This window comes from Salmonella sp. SAL04162 (genome assembly GCF_046551535.1).
Lineage (GTDB): Bacteria > Pseudomonadota > Gammaproteobacteria > Enterobacterales > Enterobacteriaceae > Salmonella > Salmonella enterica.
In genome coordinates, this window is sequence record NZ_JBGDVX010000013.1 from 93,758 (window position 1) to 112,971 (window position 19,214).

At 52.4% G+C, this 19,214-nt stretch carries 22 protein-coding genes and 1 tRNA gene; 11 read left to right on the forward strand and 12 right to left on the reverse strand.

Translation table 11 applies throughout. The annotated features are described in order from the left end of the window. Positions 1-14: 14 nt before the first annotated feature. Positions 15-794 carry a deoxyribose-phosphate aldolase gene (gene deoC / locus ACLJRH_RS21400; RefSeq protein WP_001519713.1) on the reverse strand — a complete coding sequence of 260 codons (780 nt, stop codon included), beginning with the start codon at positions 792-794 and terminating at the stop codon, positions 15-17. 259 nt (positions 795-1,053) lie between these two features. Between deoC and ACLJRH_RS21405 the strand changes: the two genes are divergently transcribed. Together ACLJRH_RS21405 and ACLJRH_RS21410 are read left to right on the forward strand one after the other, a co-directional pair. Beyond that, positions 1,054-2,604: a YjjI family glycine radical enzyme gene (locus ACLJRH_RS21405; RefSeq protein WP_023137534.1), complete on the forward strand. Its 1,551-nt coding sequence runs from the start codon at positions 1,054-1,056 to the stop codon at positions 2,602-2,604. Further along, positions 2,576-3,439 carry a YjjW family glycine radical enzyme activase gene (locus ACLJRH_RS21410; RefSeq protein WP_001064948.1) on the forward strand — a complete coding sequence of 288 codons (864 nt, stop codon included), beginning with the start codon at positions 2,576-2,578 and terminating at the stop codon, positions 3,437-3,439. The genes ACLJRH_RS21405 and ACLJRH_RS21410 overlap by 29 nt, the downstream gene beginning before the upstream one ends. 32 nt (positions 3,440-3,471) lie before the next feature. Here ACLJRH_RS21410 and ACLJRH_RS21415 read toward each other — a convergent pair whose 3' ends face one another. The 8 genes from ACLJRH_RS21415 to ACLJRH_RS21450 all read right to left on the reverse strand — a co-directional run bounded on the left by ACLJRH_RS21415 (position 3,472) and on the right by ACLJRH_RS21450 (position 9,956). Further along, positions 3,472-4,245, reverse strand: coding sequence for a metal-dependent hydrolase (locus ACLJRH_RS21415; RefSeq protein ID WP_000119005.1), 774 nt, complete (start codon positions 4,243-4,245; stop codon positions 3,472-3,474). Further along, entirely contained in the window at positions 4,242-5,315 is a 1,074-nt protein-coding gene (locus ACLJRH_RS21420) for a patatin family protein (protein WP_000531540.1), read from the reverse strand. The genes ACLJRH_RS21415 and ACLJRH_RS21420 overlap by 4 nt, the downstream gene beginning before the upstream one ends. A 123-nt stretch (positions 5,316-5,438) precedes the next feature. Then, positions 5,439-5,600: a DUF1328 domain-containing protein gene (locus ACLJRH_RS21425; protein ID WP_000490276.1), complete on the reverse strand. Its 162-nt coding sequence runs from the start codon at positions 5,598-5,600 to the stop codon at positions 5,439-5,441. A gap of 128 nt (positions 5,601-5,728) precedes the next feature. Further along, positions 5,729-6,346 carry a molecular chaperone OsmY gene (osmY, locus tag ACLJRH_RS21430; protein ID WP_000178963.1) on the reverse strand — a complete coding sequence of 206 codons (618 nt, stop codon included), beginning with the start codon at positions 6,344-6,346 and terminating at the stop codon, positions 5,729-5,731. 401 nt (positions 6,347-6,747) lie between these two features. Further along, on the reverse strand, positions 6,748-8,337 hold the full coding sequence (gene prfC, locus ACLJRH_RS21435; protein ID WP_000175965.1) for a peptide chain release factor 3: 1,590 nt from the start codon (positions 8,335-8,337) through the stop codon (positions 6,748-6,750). Between the two features lie 91 nt (positions 8,338-8,428). Continuing rightward, entirely contained in the window at positions 8,429-9,106 is a 678-nt protein-coding gene (gene yjjG, locus ACLJRH_RS21440) for a pyrimidine 5'-nucleotidase (RefSeq protein WP_000870686.1), read from the reverse strand. Positions 9,107-9,127: 21 nt separating this feature from the next. After that, a complete protein-coding gene (gene rimI / locus ACLJRH_RS21445; protein WP_001092435.1) occupies positions 9,128-9,574 on the reverse strand; it encodes a ribosomal protein S18-alanine N-acetyltransferase in 447 nt (148 codons plus the stop codon). Beyond that, positions 9,519-9,956, reverse strand: coding sequence for a DNA polymerase III subunit psi (locus tag ACLJRH_RS21450; RefSeq protein ID WP_000203996.1), 438 nt, complete (start codon positions 9,954-9,956; stop codon positions 9,519-9,521). Before ACLJRH_RS21450 ends, rimI begins: the two co-directional genes overlap by 56 nt. A 102-nt stretch (positions 9,957-10,058) precedes the next feature. Here ACLJRH_RS21450 and rsmC point away from each other — a divergent pair, with 102 nt between their 5' ends. Both rsmC and ACLJRH_RS21460 read left to right on the forward strand, forming a co-directional pair. Beyond that, positions 10,059-11,087: a 16S rRNA (guanine(1207)-N(2))-methyltransferase RsmC gene (rsmC, locus tag ACLJRH_RS21455; RefSeq protein ID WP_023137538.1), complete on the forward strand. Its 1,029-nt coding sequence runs from the start codon at positions 10,059-10,061 to the stop codon at positions 11,085-11,087. Positions 11,088-11,277: 190 nt separating this feature from the next. Then, positions 11,278-11,364 (forward strand) — tRNA-Leu (locus tag ACLJRH_RS21460). 31 nt (positions 11,365-11,395) lie between these two features. Here the strand turns inward: ACLJRH_RS21460 and ACLJRH_RS21465 are convergent. Further along, complete coding sequence (locus ACLJRH_RS21465) at positions 11,396-11,632, reverse strand: DUF1435 domain-containing protein (protein ID WP_000941877.1); 237 nt, start codon at positions 11,630-11,632, stop codon at positions 11,396-11,398. A gap of 250 nt (positions 11,633-11,882) precedes the next feature. Here ACLJRH_RS21465 and ACLJRH_RS21470 point away from each other — a divergent pair, with 250 nt between their 5' ends. The 3 genes from ACLJRH_RS21470 to ACLJRH_RS21480 all read left to right on the forward strand — a co-directional run bounded on the left by ACLJRH_RS21470 (position 11,883) and on the right by ACLJRH_RS21480 (position 14,465). Further along, a complete protein-coding gene (locus ACLJRH_RS21470; RefSeq protein ID WP_023137539.1) occupies positions 11,883-12,947 on the forward strand; it encodes a GGDEF domain-containing protein in 1,065 nt (354 codons plus the stop codon). 120 nt (positions 12,948-13,067) lie between these two features. Further along, positions 13,068-13,856 carry a siderophore-iron reductase FhuF gene (gene fhuF / locus ACLJRH_RS21475; protein WP_001645896.1) on the forward strand — a complete coding sequence of 263 codons (789 nt, stop codon included), beginning with the start codon at positions 13,068-13,070 and terminating at the stop codon, positions 13,854-13,856. A 150-nt stretch (positions 13,857-14,006) separates the two neighbouring features. Beyond that, the gene (locus tag ACLJRH_RS21480) at positions 14,007-14,465 is read left to right on the forward strand and encodes a YbaK/EbsC family protein (protein WP_000058269.1); all 459 of its coding nucleotides are present in this window, start codon (positions 14,007-14,009) and stop codon (positions 14,463-14,465) included. Positions 14,466-14,515: 50 nt separating this feature from the next. Here the strand turns inward: ACLJRH_RS21480 and bglJ are convergent, their stop codons facing one another. Both bglJ and ACLJRH_RS21490 read right to left on the reverse strand, forming a co-directional pair. Continuing rightward, positions 14,516-15,190: a DNA-binding transcriptional activator BglJ gene (gene bglJ / locus ACLJRH_RS21485; protein ID WP_000431546.1), complete on the reverse strand. Its 675-nt coding sequence runs from the start codon at positions 15,188-15,190 to the stop codon at positions 14,516-14,518. Then, positions 15,151-15,876 carry a response regulator transcription factor gene (locus ACLJRH_RS21490; RefSeq protein WP_000936659.1) on the reverse strand — a complete coding sequence of 242 codons (726 nt, stop codon included), beginning with the start codon at positions 15,874-15,876 and terminating at the stop codon, positions 15,151-15,153. Before ACLJRH_RS21490 ends, bglJ begins: the two co-directional genes overlap by 40 nt. Before the next feature lie 711 nt (positions 15,877-16,587). Here ACLJRH_RS21490 and ACLJRH_RS21495 point away from each other — a divergent pair. From ACLJRH_RS21495 to dnaC, 4 genes are all read left to right on the forward strand, one after another. After that, complete coding sequence (locus ACLJRH_RS21495; protein WP_001674846.1) at positions 16,588-17,364, forward strand: threonine/serine exporter ThrE family protein; 777 nt, start codon at positions 16,588-16,590, stop codon at positions 17,362-17,364. Next, complete coding sequence (locus ACLJRH_RS21500; RefSeq protein WP_000511329.1) at positions 17,355-17,828, forward strand: threonine/serine exporter; 474 nt, start codon at positions 17,355-17,357, stop codon at positions 17,826-17,828. The genes ACLJRH_RS21495 and ACLJRH_RS21500 overlap by 10 nt, the downstream gene beginning before the upstream one ends. Positions 17,829-17,920: 92 nt before the next feature. Beyond that, entirely contained in the window at positions 17,921-18,460 is a 540-nt protein-coding gene (dnaT, locus tag ACLJRH_RS21505) for a primosomal protein DnaT (RefSeq protein ID WP_023137540.1), read from the forward strand. Between the two features lie 2 nt (positions 18,461-18,462). After that, complete coding sequence (gene dnaC / locus ACLJRH_RS21510) at positions 18,463-19,200, forward strand: DNA replication protein DnaC (RefSeq protein ID WP_000799924.1); 738 nt, start codon at positions 18,463-18,465, stop codon at positions 19,198-19,200. Positions 19,201-19,214: the final 14 nt, after the last annotated feature.

Genomic DNA, 19,214 nt, shown 5'->3' on the forward strand with positions numbered 1-19,214 from the left:
CGGCAAATCAGAGCTTAGTAGCTGCTGGCGCTCTTACCGTCGCCGTGACCCAGCGCTTTCAGCAGGCTTGCCAGCAGGCTGGATGCGCCAAAGCGGTAGTGACGAGAATCTGCCCAGTCAGCGCCAAACAGTTCGTCTGCAATCGCGAGGAATTTCTGCGCGTCTTCCGCCGTACGTACGCCGCCCGCCGGTTTGAAGCCAACGGTTTTGGAAACGCCCATGTCGCGGATCACTTCCATCATGATGCGCGCGCTTTCCGGCGTAGCGTTTACCGGCACTTTACCGGTAGAGGTTTTGATGAAATCCGCACCGGCTTTAATGGAGATTTCAGAGGCTTTACGAATCAGCGCCTCTTCTTTCAGCTCGCCGGTTTCGATAATCACTTTCAGCAATACGTTCGCTGCGGCACAAGCGTCTTTACAGGCTTTTACCAGGTCAAAACCCACCTGCTCGTTACCGGCGATCAACGCACGGTACGGGAATACCACGTCCACTTCGTCAGCGCCGTAGGCGATCGCCGCACGGGTTTCCGCCAGCGCAATATCGATGTCATCATTGCCATGCGGGAAGTTAGTCACCGTTGCAATGCGGATGTCCGGCGTACCTTGTTCTTTCAGAGTCTTACGCGCAATCGGGATAAAACGCGGGTAAATACAAATCGCCGCCGTATTCCCGACCGGGGTTTTTGCCTGATGACACAACGCGATCACTTTTTCATTGGTGTCGTCATCGTTCAGAGTGGTCAGATCCATCAGTTTGAGCGCACGCAGGCTGCTTGCTTTTAAATCAGTCATGACATTCTCCAACGGCATTGCCGTATAAAATTTCACCTTGCGAGTCTGTTAATATTCTAACATTCACTCGCGATTACACTTCGATATACATCACAGTTAATGAAAACTACGTACAAATTTGCATTACTGTAATGAGATCTGAATCAAATTATCCCGCCGTCACCGTCTGTTCTTCGAGCGATAAGCGCATCAGGATCAAAGTCGGTTTGCCGCCATTTTCTACAATAGCGCATCGTCCCGGCATAAAGAGGAAACGAAGATGCCTGCCTCATGCGAAACTGCGCTCCAGCAGCGTTGCCAGCAAATTGTGACCAGCCCGGTGCTCACGCCTGAACAAAAACGCCATTTTCTGGCGCTGGAAGCTGAAAACGCCCTGCCTTATCCCACCCTGCCGGAAGATGCCCGCCAGGCGCTGGATGAAGGCGTCATTTGCGATATGTTTGAGGGGCACGCCCCCTTCAAACCGCGCTACGTGTTGCCCGATTACGCCCGATTTCTGGCTAACGGTTCACAGTGGCTGGAACTGGAAGGCGCGAAAGATCTGGATGATGCGTTATCACTACTCACCATTCTGTATCATCACGTACCTTCCGTGACGTCCATGCCGGTTTATCTCGGCCAGCTTGATGCGTTGCTGCAACCGTATGTTAGAATTCTAACACAAGATGCGATCGATATTCGAATAAAACGTTTCTGGCGTTATCTCGACAGAACGCTGCCAGACGCCTTTATGCATGCCAATATTGGCCCTGCCGATACGCCTGTCACACGAGCGATTTTGCGCGCTGATGCCGAGCTAAAGCAGGTGGTGCCTAACCTGACGTTTATCTACGATGCGGAAATTACGCCGGACGATCTGCTGCTGGAAGTCGCCAAAAACATTTGCGAATGCAGTAAGCCACACATTTCCAACGGCCCTGTAAATGATAAAATTTTCACAAAAGGCCATTATGGCATCGTCAGTTGTTATAACTCGCTACCGCTTGGCGGCGGCGGCAGTACGCTGGTACGTCTCAACCTGAAAGCCGTGGCAGAACGCAGTACGTCTGTCGATGACTTCTTTTCACGTACGCTACCGCACTACTGCCGACAGCAGATCGCCATCATTAATTCACGATGTGAATTCCTCTATGAAAAGTCACATTTCTTTGAGAATAGCTTTCTTGTACAGGAAGGTTTGATCGATCCCGAACGTTTTGCGCCGATGTTCGGTATGTACGGGCTGGCGGAAGCCGTGAATCTGCTGTGCGAAAACGCGGGCCTGACCGCCCGTTACGGCAAGAATGAAACGGCGAACGAGCTGGGCTACCGTATTAGCGCCCAACTGGCGGATTTCGTCGAAAATACGCCAGTGAAGTATGGCTGGAAGCAACGGGCGCTGCTCCATGCCCAGTCTGGCATAAGTTCCGATATCGGCACTACGCCGGGCGCGCGTCTGCCGTATGGCGATGAACCGGACCCTATCACCCATTTGCAAACCGTCGCACCGCACCATGCCTTTTATCATGCCGGGATCAGCGACATTCTGACGCTGGACGAAACCATCAAGCGTAATCCGCAGGCGTTGGTCCAGCTTTGTCTTGGCGCGTTCAAAGCCGGGATGCGGGAATTTACCGCCAATGTCAGCGGCAACGATCTGGTGCGCGTCACCGGTTATATGGTGCGCCTGTCGGATCTGGCGAAATTTCGCGCCGAAGGCTCGCGCACGAATACCACCTGGCTGGGAGAAGAAGCCGCACGTAATACCCGCATCCTGGAACGACAGCCACGCGTAGTCAGCCATGAACAACAGATGCGCTTTAGTCAGTAAGATCATTGCGTTTTCCTGCGTCGATGGGCCAGGCAGCCGCCTGGCATTATTCTTACAGGGCTGCAATTTGCGCTGTAAGAATTGCCATAACCCGTGGACGATGGGTCGCTGTAACGACTGCGGGGAATGCGTATCGCAGTGTCCGCATCACGCCCTCAGCGTTGATGGCGGGAAAGTGGTATGGCGGTCGGACGTCTGCGAGCAGTGCGATACCTGCCTGAAAATGTGCCCACAGCAGGCAACGCCAATGGCGCAGACCATGAGCGTTGACGATGTGCTGCGTCATATTCGTAAAGCATCGCTGTTTATTGAAGGTATTACCGTCAGCGGCGGAGAGGCGACCACGCAATTACCGTTTATTGTGGCGCTATTTACGGCGATCAAAGCCGATCCGCAGTTACAACGGCTGACCTGCCTGGTGGACAGTAATGGTCAGTTAAGCGAGACCGGCTGGCAAAAACTACTGCCGGTTTGCGACGGCGTAATGCTCGATCTGAAAGCCTGGAAGAGCGAGTGTCATCACCGTCTGACCGGACGTGATAACACGCATATTAAGCGCAGTATCCGCTTTCTTGCTGCGCGGGGAAAACTGGCGGAGCTGCGGTTGCTGGTTATCCCGGGTCAGGTGGACTATGCGGCGCATATCGATTCACTGGCGGCGTTTATTACTTCGCTGGGCGAGGTTCCGGTGCGTTTGAATGCCTTTCATGCGCATGGCGTCTATGGCGAAGCGAAAGCCTGGCCAGGCGCGACGCCGCAAGAGGTGGAACAGCTGGCTGACGGATTGCGCGCGCGTGGGGTGGCGAAACTGATTTTGCCGGCGCTATATTTGTAAGCGTCACCTACCGGACAGCGGCTGCGATGCCCTCAGAGCCGAAACAAGGTAATGGTATTGCGATACAGCGTATCGGCTATCACCTCTGCGGGCTCCGGACGTAATTCGCAGAGCGCATCAAATACTCGCGCCGCCTGCTCCGGGCGATTCGGCTGCCCCTGAAACCCCTTTAGCGGCATATCCGGCGCATCGGTCTCCAGCAACAGCGCGTCCAGCGGCAACCGCGCCATAACATCACGGGTTTTACTGGCGCGCGGGTAGGTGATGGTGCCGCCGACGCCGATTTTATAGCCCAGTCGCACAAAGCGTTCGGCCTGTTGCAGACTGCCGGCAAAACCATGCACCACACCGGTTCGCGGCAGATCCTGGCGCTTTAAGTGCATCGCCAGTTTGTCATGCGTGCGCCGCGAGTGCAGGATCACCGGCAGATCGTAGCGTTTTGCCAGTTGCAGCTGCGCGTCTAAAAATCGCTCTTGCCTGGCGAACTGCGGATCGTCGCGATAAAGATCGAGACCGATCTCGCCTACCGCCACGACGTTCTGTTGTTGCGCCAGCGCTTGTTGCAGCTTATCAGGATCGTCATCGGCATGACGCTCAATCACAATGGGGTGCAATCCCAGCGCAGCATAAAGCGACGGGAAACGCGCCGCCAGCGCCAGCACGCGGGGAAAGTGCGCCGCCTCGGTCGCCGGCACGATGATTTTTTCAACGCCCGCCTCACAGGCACGCTGAATACTGGCGCGCTCATCGCCCGTAAAGGGCGGGAAATCAAAATGGCAATGCGTATCAATAAAGCGCCAGCTCACGCCAGATCCTCGTCGGTAAATGTGGTGTCGTTTGCCTGCGGCGCGCTAATGACCTCCGCCACATGCGTATCATTGGCCACCGGCGCCGGAGGCACGACCACCGTTTCCGGCACGGCAATCCGCGACGTATGGCGCAGGAGAGGCGGCGTTGCGGCGAGCAATTTACCAACGGTGGCAAGGAAATAACGCCCGCATAATTGCCCGGTTTTGTAATCCTCACGCAGCGCCGGGATACGGCTGCCCAGCGCCATGCTGTGCAGCGGTTTCGGCGGATAAATTTCAATGATCCGCAGCTTACCCGGCGGCTTTTCAATAAATTGTTGGATCGCGCTGTAGGACGTTTCATGATGCTGCACCAGGTTGACCAACGGCTGTAGACTGCTCTCCCCCAGCCAGCGCTCCATACGCTTAAACCACTGCGGCGTGTAATACATTTGCGAGGGTACGGTGCGGATCACCACAATGGTTTTCGCCCCCCGCTTTGCCGCCTCCTGAACCGGAATGGCGTCGCTAATGCCACCGTCCAGATAGTTGATGCCCTCTAACGTAACGCCGGTACGGTAGAAACCCGGTATGGCGCTGGAGGCGCGAATGATATCAAGCCAGTTTTGTTTTGTCGGCGAGAAATAGCCCGGCGTGTAATCATCCCCCCGGCAGGCGCACATATAAAAGGATTTTCCGCTGTCGAACAGGCGCGCTGCGGTATCCATCTGCAGCGGCATTCGGGCGGCGGTGGATTCCACCAGCCAGTCGAGGTCAATAAGGTTTCCTCCGCGTACAAATCGCAGCGGATCAAAAAATTCGCGCCTGGTGGTATAGCGCATAATGACTTTACGCCCGTAGCCGGGCTGGTTGCAGAGATACGCCGAGAGATTTTGCGCACCGGCTGATGTGCCGAAGTAGAGATGGAAAGGATTAAACTGCGCACGCATAAACTCATCCAGCACGCCTGCGGTAAAGATGCCCCGCTGCCCCCCGCCCTCGCAGACCAGCGCCATACGGCCTGGCCGGAACGGTGTTAATGATAACGGCGCAATATTGCCGAGCGTAACCGGTATTCGCTGGCCCACCTCTGCCTTCCTGTTTTTCATTTTTTTCCAGGCTGACAAGGTAACGCAAAACGTTAACGGCTAAAACCGTAAAAGCCAGTCCGCTGGACTGGCTTGATAGCAATATATCTTTACAGCTGCCTGCTAGGGTCGTTTACGGCCCATGAACAGGCTGACCAGGAAGAGCACGATCCCGACGACGAAGACGATTTTCGCCGCGCCGGCAGCCGTACCAGCCAGTCCACCAAAACCCAATGCGGCGGCAATTAACGCGATAACCAGAAATATAATGCCCCAACGAAACATAAGCCTCTCCTTTACCATAGTTAATGTCGACCGCTAAATATGAGCGCTCAGGCTACTCATTCGCGATATTTTTAGTGTGGTGCACATTACGCCTCCCGACAAACGTCGGGAGGACGAATTACGACGAATTACTGAACTTTCAGATCGTTTTTAACACTTTTTACGCCATCAACGGCTTTCGCGATGCTTTCAGCGCGGTCGCTTTGTTCCTGAGTTTCAACAGTACCGGAGAGCTGTACGACGCCATCGGTCGTTTCCACTTTTACTTTACGGGAAGGGACGAGATCGTCCGCCAGCAACTTGGCTTTGACTTCACTGGTCGTGGCCGTATCGCCGGCATAACCTTTCACGGAACCTTCTTTATTGTCGCGAACGTGAAGTTTGTCGCTAACGGAGGTCACGCCTTCTACGCCTTTCGCCACTTTCACGGCGGCTTCAGCCTGCGCCTGGCTTTCTACAAAGCCGCTCAGGGTGACGACTTTCTGATTGGTTTCGACAGAAATATCGGTGCTTTTAATATTGTCATGGTCTACCAGCGCAGCTTTGACTTTCGCAGTGATAGCGCTGTCATCCATGAAGTTACCGACTTTATTCATAGAGCTATCGACTTTTTGCCCTGCGGTTTCGGTTCCGCTTTGCGCCTTGTCCGTTGTTGCGTTTTCTGCAAAGGCAGAACCTGTCGCAACGGCAGAGGTCAACATTACGGCCAGCAGAGTTTTAGAAATCTTCAGTCTTGTCATAGTCATCGATTTTGTCCTGTATAGTTTGCTCGTAATTTGAGCTCAGGCAACACGAGGTTGCATTGCTGAATGCGGTGAAACTCACCGGTTTCTGAAGTCAATGACTGGCATCACATTCGTGAATTTGTAACGACGCGTCGCCTGCCACCCTTCCGTTTCAGTTATTAATATCGTGACTGAAACAAATCTCAGCTTTAAGCTCTCATATTCACGCATTGAACAGGCATTAAAGCCGACATTTATGTCATCACTTTGTTAAATATAGATCACAATTTTAAAATCGCTTGTCGGTGCGTATAAAAAACAGGCAGATCGGAGAAAAAACGCGGGATTTAAGAACATTCCGTAAGCGGTTAAAAAGGCAGGGAAAGTACGAAGGCGCGGCGGATGCCGCGCCCGGAAAGGGATCAGTGTTCGCGCGTTTTACGGAACTGAACGTCAGGGTAACGTTCCTGGGTCAGGTTCAGGTTAACCATCGTGGGGGCGATATAGGTGAGGTTGTCGCCGCCATCCAGCGCCAGCTGCGTTTCATTCTTACGCTTAAACTCTTCGAATTTCTTCGCATCGGCGCTTTCCACCCAGCGCGCCGTCGCCACGTTGACGGATTCATAAATCGCCTCAACGTTGTATTCGCTTTTCAGACGCGCGACAACAACGTCAAACTGCAAAACGCCCACGGCGCCGACAATCAGATCGTTGTTGGAGATGGGACGGAATACCTGAACCGCCCCCTCTTCAGAAAGCTGCACCAGCCCTTTCAGTAGCTGCTTCTGCTTGAGCGGATCTTTCAGGCGAATACGACGGAACAGTTCCGGCGCAAAGTTCGGGATACCGGTAAACTTCATCATCTCGCCCTGAGTGAAGGTATCGCCGATCTGAATGGTGCCGTGGTTATGCAGACCCAAAATATCGCCCGGGTACGCTTCTTCAACGTGCGAACGATCGCCCGCCATAAATGTTAACGCGTCGGAAATCACCACATCTTTGCCGGTACGGACCTGGCGTAGCTTCATGCCCTTCTCATACTTACCGGAAACCACGCGCATAAACGCCACGCGGTCGCGGTGTTTCGGGTCCATATTGGCCTGAATTTTAAAGACAAAACCGGTGAACTTCTCTTCCGAGGCTTCCACTGTGCGGGTATCGGTTTGACGCGGCATCGGCGCGGGTGCCCACGCCACTAAACCATCCAGCATATGGTCAACACCAAAGTTACCCAGCGCGGTACCGAAAAATACCGGGGTAATTTCCCCTGCCAGGAATAGCTCTTCATCAAACTCGTTAGACGCGCCCTGCACCAGTTCCAGCTCGTCGCGCAGCTGTTGCGCCAGGTCTTCACCCACGGCGGCGTCCAGATCCGGGTTATTCAGCCCTTTAACGATGCGCACTTCCTGAATGGTGTGGCCCTTACCGGTCTGATACAGATAAGTTTCATCTTTATAAAGGTGATAAACGCCCTTAAACAGCTTGCCGCAGCCAATCGGCCAGGTGATCGGCGCGCAGCCGATTTTCAGCTCATTCTCGACTTCATCCAGCAGCTCCATCGGGTCGCGGATATCACGGTCGAGTTTGTTCATAAAGGTCAGGATTGGCGTATCACGCAGACGGGTAACTTCCATCAGCTTACGAGTCCTGTCCTCAACGCCTTTTGCGGCGTCGATCACCATCAGACAGCAGTCCACCGCCGTCAGGGTACGGTAGGTATCTTCGGAGAAGTCTTCGTGCCCCGGGGTGTCCAGCAGGTTCACCAGACAGTCGTGATACGGGAACTGCATCACCGAGGTGGTGATAGAGATACCACGCTGTTTTTCCATCTCCATCCAGTCAGATTTTGCATGTTGGCTGGAGCCACGGCCTTTTACCGTACCGGCAGTCTGAATCGCCTGTCCGAACAGCAACACTTTTTCGGTAATGGTGGTTTTACCGGCGTCCGGGTGAGAAATAATGGCAAAAGTGCGGCGTTTGGCCACCTCTTGCAAATAAGGAGACAACGTCATAGTCAAATCTTCTTGAGTAAGCGCGGCGTTTGACCACGCATGTTGAATACGAAAAATGCGGCTATTTTACCCATCAACCAGGGGGAGGCAATCAGTGTTTACACAGGAGCTGCTCCAGTTCGCTTAATGACGCCACAGTCCAGGTTGGATGAATACCCGCGGGCTGCTCGCGATGATGCGCGTTAAGCCAGCAGGTCGACAGCCCGGCGTTAATGCCGCCAAGAATATCGGACTCCGCGGTATCGCCAACCATTAATACGCGCGAGCGGTCAGGATTCCCCGCCTGCTCCAGGGCGTAGTTAAAGATTTTCGGATCGGGCTTCGCGACGCCAACCTGCTCGGAAATCACCAGCAGATCGAAATACTCACGCAGCCCGGTGCGCTCCAGACGAGTTTGTTGTAGCGCGGTAAAACCGTTAGTAATAATACCGATTTTAGCCTGCCCGCGAATCGCATTAAGTAGCGAAACGGCGCCCGGCAAAGGAGAACAGATCTCCGCCATCGCACTAATAAAAGCGTCATTCAGCAGCCCCGGCGCAACGTTTAGCCGTTCAGCCCAACTTTGAAAGCGCGCGTGCTGCAATTGTAATGAGGTAATCGCGCCGTTCTGATAATCCACCCATAGCGGCTTATTCACGGCCTGGTAATCCTGGAAATCCTCAGCGGTAAAGGTGACGCTATAGTCAAGGAACATCCGCTGTAAGCCGGTAAAAGAATCAAACGTAAACAGCGTTTCATCGGCATCAAAGAAAATCCAGTCCCACTTCATCATTACACCTTGCCTCTTTTATTACATGCTTATCGGTAACGCCATGATGATGGCGTCCTCATGCCCTTGTGCCGTGGGATAGTAATTGCGGCGAATCGTCGCCTCGTTAAACCCCAGACTTTCATACAGCGCGATGGCGGCAGCGTTAGAGGCGCGTACCTCCAGCCATAGCGTTACAACACCGCGTTTTTCCAGTTCATCAATCAGATGCTCAAGCAGCATACGCCCCAGCCCCCGACGCTGAAAATCCGGATCGACGGCAATATTGAACAGCGTCGCTTCGTCCAGCACCACCTGTGTAATGGCAAACGCGGCCATTCTGTCATCAGCGGTCAGCTTAAGGTTGAGATACCGTTCGCCCTGGTTGCCGAAAAACGTTTTTTCGCTCCACGGAAACGCATGAGCGCGTTGCTCAATCTGCCAGGCTGCGGGGAGATCGGTCGTGCTGAGGATAGAAATCGTGTTCATGTTCGCAGATTTGTTGCCATAGTGCGGCGCGTGCCGCCGGGTTTGCCCGGAGTTCATTAAACGCCGGCGTCGTGACCTGAGCGCCTTCGAGTTGGAGCGGCGCGTCAGTTCCTAACCGCCAGCTATTACAACGGCTGCCCTGCGGCAGCATGGCGACGCGCTCAGGCGCCAGGGGTAAAACCTGATCGGGACTCACGGTCAACGCGCGTAAAATATCGCGCATTAGCGGCTCGTTCAGCGCGGGTAATTCCTCTGCAACCACGATCAGACGAACGTGCGCGGGAAGGGAAATCGCAATCTCGCCCTGTAGCGCGCCAGGACGTCGCAGCGCCCACTGCGTAATACCCAGTTGCTGTAACTGCCAGTCTCGTCGGGATGTCATAGCGAAACGCTCCTGTAATCAGGGGCGCAAATATAGCAAATCTGTCGAATCTCCGCCATCAAACTACTATAATCGCCGCCAGTCTGAATTAAGGAGCATTCCATGTCTGCTTTTACCCCGGCAAGTGAAGTCTTGCTGCGCCACAGTGATGATTTCGAACAAAGCCGTATTCTTTTTGCCGGAGATTTGCAGGATGACCTGCCCGCGCGCTTTGAATGCGCCGCCAGCCGCGCGCATACGCAACAGTTTCACCACTGGCAGGCGTTAAGCCGCCAGATGGGCGATAACGTCCGTTTTAGCCTGGTCGCGCAAGCCAGCGATGTCGCTGACTGCGATACGCTGATCTACTACTGGCCGAAAAATAAACCCGAAGCGCAGTTCCAGTTGATGAATATTTTGTCGCTGATGCCGTCGGGCAGCGATGTTTTCGTCGTGGGGGAAAACCGCAGCGGCGTGCGTAGCGCCGAACCGATGCTGGCGGACTATGCGCCGCTGAACAAAGTAGATAGCGCGCGACGTTGCGGCCTTTACCATGGTCGTCTGGAAAAGCAGCCGCAGTTTAGTCTTGAATCCTGGTGGGCCGAGTACAACATCGACGGGCTGACTATCAAAACGTTGCCGGGCGTATTCAGCCGCGACGGACTGGATGTCGGTAGCCAACTGCTGCTGTCTACGCTGACGCCGCACACCAAAGGTAAAGTGCTGGATGTCGGCTGCGGCGCTGGCGTGCTTTCCGCCGCGCTGGCCAGCCATTCGCCGAAAGTGCGCCTGACGCTGTGTGACGTCAGCGCTCCGGCGGTGGAAGCCAGCCGCGCCACGCTTGCCGCTAATGGCCTTGAAGGCGAGGTATTCGCCAGCAACGTCTTTTCGGAAGTCAAAGGACGTTTTGACATGATCATCTCCAACCCGCCGTTCCACGACGGAATGCAAACCAGCCTCGATGCGGCGCAAACGCTCATTCGTGGCGCAGTGCGCCATCTGAACAGCGGCGGAGAGTTACGCATCGTGGCGAACGCCTTTCTGCCCTATCCTAAGATTCTGGATGAGACTTTTGGCTTCCATGAAGTCATCGCGCAAACCGGGCGCTTTAAGGTTTATCGTACCGTGATGACCCGTCAGGCGAAGAAATAGTTGGCCTGATAAGCGCAGCGCCATCTGGTTGCATGTGCCGGATGGCGACGCCAGGCGTCTTATCCAACCTACGTCTCGCGCCCATTTTTGCAGCAATCAATCTGTCCCATGCAATTAACTATTGACGAATAGCTGAAAACCACTAGAATGCGCCTCCGTGGTAGTGATTCTTTTCAAGAATCGATGGTATGCGAAGGTGGCGGAATTGGTAGACGCGCTAGCTTCAGGTGTTAGTGTCCTTACGGACGTGGGGGTTCAAGTCCCCCCCCTCGCACCAATTATCTTATCCTTCCTTTGTCTCTTCATTTTCATCCCTGATTCCAGTTCATCATTGCCAACATCATGCCGCCAATAAGCGCCATACACGATGGCAGCAGTACAAAATGCCGTAATTGTTTGTGATACAACATCAGCGCAGACAGTAGCAATCCTGATACAATCAACAGCTTCAGCGCATCAGCTGACAGGCCGATAAACGCCAGTCCAACGATAATCACTCCAGGCAATAATACGCCCCATCCGCTGCCTAACGTCCGCTGCAACATGGTTTCACCTCTGGAATTGATAATGATAACCAATATCATATGATATATTTTCTCATTTGTCAGCCAGGGAGAAAGCTAAAGAGATGAGTTTTACTTAACGGTTGATGACACGTATTCAGTAAGGTGATAAATTGTCCGACTGTTAACGTAAAAACAACAACACCTCGCTTTAGGCGACCTTTTCTCATACGTTATTTTCATGTTGGCGCCCGATTCCGTGTATATCACCGATAAATAACGACAATTACCCATGACAACACCATCCTGGCGGTCGCTTCGTATTAAGAAGTATCAGTTTTCTTTACGTCTTTTCTTGTTTCTCAACGCCGTGTCGGCGCTATTTACTCTCGTTTTCCCCCTTTATCAGATCAATGTATTTTGCACGCCAATGATCGGGATAGTGGTCCTGAGCGTATTACTGTTGATATGGCATGGGAAATATGGGCAAAAAAGAATTAATCTCCCCTTTATCTCCCTACTCTTTGGGGGAATATGGGCGGCGCATATTGCGCTAAAGTATCCGGCGTTAGGCCATTATGATTTCTCTTTTTTACTGATTTCCCTGCTTAGCGTTCTGTTTATCGGCTCGATAGCCTTTGCCGCGAATATCGTCGCGTTTACGCTCTATTCGCTACCGCCAGTCGCGGTCTGCCTGTGGCTGAACGGTAATGAACAAGGTTTGCGAATTCTCTATTTGCTGGTCCTGCCAATGGTGGGAATCGCTATTCAACATGTTATCCAGAAACGCTACGATAATTTTGCCCAACAGCTCATGTTTAAGCTGCTGGCCGAGCGGGAAACCCTCAATGGCCTGAGTATGCTTGATCCATTAACCGGCTTATATAACCGCCGTGGCCTGCAAAATCGGCTGGATACGTTACAGGCGCCGGGCAGCCATGAACACTACGTCCTGCTATTGGATATCGATCATTTCAAAGCGTACAACGATCACTACGGTCATATGATGGGCGATCAGGCGTTAATTCGCGTCTCAGCGGCAATTCGGGACGCCGTGCGATCGCGCGATGTCGTCTGCCGTTTTGGCGGGGAAGAATTTCTGGTGTTGCTGACCACCGCCGAACCACAGCAAGCCCGCGCTACCGCAGAACGTATCCGACAGGAAGTATACGATCTTAAAATCCCGCATATGTTTAACGAAAGCGTCGCCACCAATGTCACTGTCAGTATCGGCATTGCGCCCCTGACGGATCGCAATATCGGAGACGCTATCGAAAAAGCGGATAAAGCGCTCTACGAAGCCAAGCATCTTGGACGTAACCACATTCTGGTCAGCGACGACATGCGCGCCCTATGAATCCTGCTGGCGTAATCGTGCTACGCCAACAGCGTTAACCATAAACCGCTTGCCATCGTTTATCGCTATCGATAGGATTAGCAATCATTATCATTTAGATTAACATCATTAAACTGCGCTATGGCCTACCGTTCCGCACCGATTGCTGACGATATTATCTGGCGAGCCGCTCCCCAGCCGGAAGACGCCTCGCTGGCGGACGCAGTACGCGAGACGATCGCCTCTACCCGTGAGCACCTGTTGGACTTCATTCGGCTGGATGAAACGCCGCCGCCAACGGCGATGACTCTTGCCCAGTGGACGCGCCCCGCGACGTTTCGTTCATTGCTGGCCGCCTATTCCGATCACATCTATCGCCACACGCCAGGCCTGCCACGTGAAAATAAGCCGTTACTCTCCCTGTGGGCGCAATGGTATATCGGGCTGATGACGCCGCCGCTGATGCTGGCATTACTGACGCAAGCGCGCGCTATCAATGTCTCGGCAGAACATATTCACGTTGAATTTCATGAAACCGGGCGCGCCGCATGTTTCTGGCTTGATGTGCATCAGGATAACCTGACAACGGGGCGTTCCCCGGAAGAACGAATGGAAACGCTGGTAGTCTCCGCACTACAGCCGGTCATTCAGGCGCTGGAGGCGACTGGCGACATCAACGCGAAACTTATCTGGAACAATACCGGTTATTTAATCAACTGGTATCTGACTGAGATGAAACCGCTGCTTGGCGAAGCCCTGCTGGCAACGCTACGCCAGCGCTGTTTTTTTGAAAAGCAGCTATCCGACGGTCAGGATAACCCGCTGTGGCGGACCGTCGTAATGCGCGACGGTCTTCTGGTACGCAGAACCTGCTGCCAACGTTACCGCTTACCTGACGTACAGCAGTGCGGCGACTGCACGCTAAAGTAAACTGCGTTACGTTGCCTTCAGTTATCGTCACGGCTTACTGCTGCTGGCCTGTCACATTATTATATTTACAGCTGCGCTCTCCGTATGCCAAATTACGTTTTGCCATTTTTGGGTCTACCGTGGCTATTGGTAAGGTCTCAGGAGAGAAGAATGAGTCTGCAATCTGTACGGCAATTTCTGGCCGATCATGCTCCCGATATTGAAATTATCGAATTAAATCAAAGTACAGCGACAGTCGAACTGGCAGCCAAAGCGCACAATGTAGAGCCAGGGCAGATAGCTAAAACGCTCTCGCTTAAAGTAAAAGACACTATTATCCTGGTGGTCGCCAAAGGCGATGCCCGCCTGGATAATAAGAAGCTTAAAAGCACTTTCGGCGCAAAAGCCCGTATGTTGAGCAGCGATGAAGTGGTCAATGCAACCGGACATCCTGTCGGCGGCGTATGTCCCTTTGGGCTGGAGCACCCGCTGCCCGTTTATTGCGACATCTCTCTGAAGGGGTATAACGAAGTATTGCCTGCCGCAGGCGCCACGCACAGCGCAGTACGCATCGCGCCGGAAAGAATGGCTGAACTGACATCGGCGACCTGGGTAGACGTGTGCCAATAACGTGCCTGACCCCCGGATTCCCCGAACAAGCACGGCGCATCCGGCGCGGGCTATACCCGATGCTGGAGCGCGGTAGCATCTCCGGCGCGCAGATATAACAGAATATCCGCCGCATCGAGTAACCCGGCATCAGAACTCACGCCCAGCTTGGACATCACATTAAACTTATGCGCCCGGATAGTCTTAATGTTACGTTCTAACTGGACGGCAATTTGCGGCATTGAGTAGCCGTTCGACATAAAACGCAGAATCTCCCGCTCGGTTGGACTAAGCATACAATTCTGGTGAAGTTCCCAAAGATTATCTGTACGCTCCGTTGTCCGCCGGGCGCTATTAAGCGATGTAAATAAGGCATCCTGTAAAACATCCAACGGCGACGCTTTGCTGATGACCCCATCCAGCGGCAGCGGGGATAGCGCGCTGATTAAGCGGGCTTCAGCATCATCATCTGCAATCACCAGACGCCGCATATGGGGATAATTTATCGCCAGTTCCGTCAGGCTGGATAATCCTGTCCGGCGTTCAGTTCTTAACGCAGAAAGAGAAAAAATAACGGCAGAAAACGGCGTCTTTAGCGCAGCCTTATAAAACGCGGATGGTTTTGAAAAAATATGAAGCGTATGTCGGCAATCCGGCATTGCATCAAATAGCCCTTTAATACCAATGGTGCTCATCACGCATTTTTCTACGAGCGCAACATTTCTCTTGCTGATTCTGTTTTCCATTCCATGGTTTCTCCATATACCGAAGGTAGGTTCAATTCTCTGGCTCCCTGAGAACTGTTTATCCATGCATACATCTCTGCATTACTGTGTATTGATAAGCGTCGCATGGCGCTATTTTTTTGGGCGCTAATTGTTTTATTACTTTTTTTAAGTAATGCCGCAATTTGGTTAATGCCCCACCCTTTTCCTAAAAGGCGTAATACTTTTCGTTCAGACAGCGTAAGGACAATCGGCCTGTCGTGGGACTGCTGAATTTCAGACGGTACCTGAGGCGATAATAACGTTTTGCTTATTCTTTCTGAACGAGCGTTTCCCGCATGGATAACGCTAATAAGATTCTCGATTGGCTCTTCGTCTGAAAGCAAGGTGCTGACGGGGCCCATCAGGAGATCAACCGCATGTGGATAGCTGGATTTAGGAACCAGAAATACCCAATGTATGTCGCGATATTGCGAGAGTAAGCTATAAAAATATTCGCAGATAGCACGGGGAGAGGCATTGTTAACTGCTAAATCAGCAATAACTAAATTACTTCGACGTAGTTGTAGCAGCGTTAGCTCTTCTATCGTACGGCAATACGCCAGTTTATAATCGGGGAAATTACCTGTTATAGCCCCTTTAAGGCCTTCCTGTATAAGGGGGGTTTTACTGATAATAAGTCCATTTTTGCAGCATCCTGGCAGCATAATTCCTCCGCACCCACGCCGCCCCTTTTCATTGTCCCATTAATAAAAATACTATTAACAATGAGCGCAAAGAAATATAAGCCGAGTGGATTAATTATCCTTGTTTTATTTTTAAAAATATAACATTGATTGCGCTACAATCCACATAGCACAAAAACATGAAATCACTATCGCATAGTTACTCATAAAACCAGAAGCAAGACAATTAAATTAACTAAATTTGCACATTAGTAATTCTAACGAAACTCATCATATTAATAAATTTAAAATATGAGTTCGTCCTTCATTCATATTACTGAATCCTGAAATAAAAGCCCAACAATACTGACTGTCACCCATAAAATCCATGTAATATCTGCAAATTACACTAAGTCACGCCTATTTTTACACCTGCTGCTCACGCCATTGTTGTAAAACGATTAATGCATGTAGTTGATAAAATTCACCACATCATTGATTCAAAAATGAACGGCCAGGCTGGCATAATGTCTCTATTCTGGAAACGGACATACGAGAACCGTCGCCCATAAGGATATCCTGCCTGTGACGAAGCGCACGTCTCAGAAAGCTTATGCGTTGCGTCTGGCGGTTGACGTTTTTATCAACAAGAAATTGATCTTAACCAACGCCACCATGCCTGCGCTTCGTGTTAAAAAGAAAGCCTCTGTCATAGTGGCGGCGCATAGAATGTCTTTTCGGACAGGACGAGTCATGCAAGAAGAGCAATCAATTCAACGAGCAGTAACACGGTTATGTATTCAATGCGGGCTGTTTTTATTGCAGCACGGGGCGGAAAGCGCACTGGTTGATGAGCTTTCCACCCGCCTCGGTTTGGCGCTCGGTATGGATAGCGTCGAAAGCGCGATCTCCTCTAACGCCATTGTACTGACGACCATTAAAGACGGACAATGTCTGACATCGACACGTAAAAACCAGGATCGCGGCATTAATATGCACGTCGTCACGGAGGTTCAGCATATCGTTATCCTCGCGGAACATCGTCTGCTGGATTACAAAGGCGTGGAAAAACGTTTTAGCCAGCTCCGCCCGCTGCGTTATCCGCGCTGGCTGGTGGCGTTTATGGTCGGTCTTTCCTGCTCCTGCTTTTGTAAGCTGAATAATGGCGGCTGGGATGGCGCGGTTATCACCTTTTTCGCCAGTATGATAGCCATGTATATTCGCCAGATGCTGGCGCAGCGGCATTTACATCCGCAGATCAATTTTTGCATTACCGCCTTTGTCGCTACCACGATTTCCGGGCTGATGCTCACCCTCCCCGCCTTTAGCCAGACGCCCACTATCGCCATGGCGGCGAGCGTACTGCTACTGGTGCCGGGCTTTCCGCTGATTAATTCCGTCGCAGATATGTTTAAAGGACATATTAATACCGGGCTGGCGCGCTGGGCTATCGCCAGCCTGTTGACACTGGCCACCTGTGTGGGCGTAGTGATGTCAATGACAGTATGGGGGCTACGAGGATGGGTATAATCGACTTTTTACTGGCGCTAATGCAGGACATGATCTTGTCTGCGATCCCCGCCGTCGGGTTTGCGATGGTCTTTAATGTTCCCCACCGGGCACTTCCGTGGTGCGCGCTACTGGGGGCGCTGGGTCATGGCTCGCGTATGCTGATGATGAGCGCTGGCTTTAATATCGAATGGTCGACGTTTATGGCTTCGCTGCTGGTCGGCAGTATTGGTATTCAGTGGTCACGCTGGTATCTCGCTCACCCTAAAGTGTTTACCGTCGCGGCCGTGATCCCGATGTTTCCGGGGATTTCCGCCTATACCGCGATGATTTCCGCAGTAAAAATTAGCCATCTGGGCTATAGCGAACCGATGATGATTACGCTGCTAACCAATTTTCTGAAAGCCTCTTCCATTGTTGGCGCGCTCTCAATTGGCCTCTCTGTACCGGGATTATGGCTGTACCGCAAACGCCCCCGCGTGTGATCGGTGGAACGCCTCCTGCTGTTCTTACGGGTCTGTGTGGTACTATAAAAACAGTCGCCCTTCTCGGTTGTTGTTCCATATTGAGAAACATTATGTCTTCCAGAATTTTAACGTCGGACGTCATCGGTATTGACGTCCTTTTACACGATCATCATGCTGTGCTGGCGAAGTCAACGGGCGGCGCAGTGGCGGTATTCGCTAATAATGCGCCTGCCTTTTATGCCGTGACGCCTGCACGCATGGCTGAACTGCTGGCGCTTGAAGAAAAGTTATCACGTCCGGGAAGCGATGTGGTGTTAGACGCGCAATTTTACGAAGAACCCGAAGCCGCCCCCGTTGCGATTCCCTGCGGAAAATTCGCCATGTATCCCGCCTGGCAACCGGATGCGGATTTTCAGCGTCAGGCTGCCCTTTGGGGCGTGGCGCTTCGGGAGCCGGTCACCGCAGAAGAGCTAGCGGCGTTTATCGCCTACTGGCAGGCGGAAGGTAAGGTTTTTCACCATATCCAGTGGCAGCAAAAGCTGGCGCGCAGCGTGCAAATCAGCCGTTCCAGCAATGGCGGAATGCCGCAGCGCGACATCAATAGCGTCAGCGAACCTGACAATCATATTCCACCAGGTTTTAGGGGGTAACGATGAAAAATGTTGGCGACCTGATGCAGCGTCTACAAAAAATGATGCCTGCGCATATTACACCGGCGTTTAAAACGGGCGAAGAACTGCTGGCGTGGCAGAAAGAGCAAGGCGAGATCCGGGCGGCGGCGCTGGCGCGGGAAAATCGGGCGATGAAAATGCAGCGCACCTTTAACCGTTCCGGCATTCGACCGCTGCATCAAAACTGCTCGTTTGATAACTATCGGGTTGAGTGCGACGGACAAATGAACGCGTTAAGTAAAGCCCGACAATACGTTGATGAATTTGACGGCAATATCGCCAGCTTTGTCTTTTCCGGCAAGCCGGGAACCGGTAAAAATCATCTCGCCGCGGCTATTTGTAATGAGCTGCTGCTGCGCGGAAAGTCGGTACTGATTATCACCGTAGCGGATATTATGTCAGCGATGAAAGACACGTTCAGCAATCGGGAAACCAGCGAAGAGCAGTTGCTTAACGATCTGAGTAACGTTGATCTGCTGGTGATCGACGAGATCGGCGTGCAGACCGAATCCCGCTATGAAAAAGTGATCATCAATCAAATTGTCGATCGTCGTTCCTCGTCAAAACGTCCCACCGGCATGTTGACGAACAGCAATATGGAAGAGATGACGAAAATGCTTGGCGAACGCGTCATGGACCGTATGCGCCTCGGCAACAGTTTATGGGTTAATTTTACCTGGGACAGTTACCGCAGCCGGGTGACGGGTAAAGAGTATTAAATTGCAACGTGCGC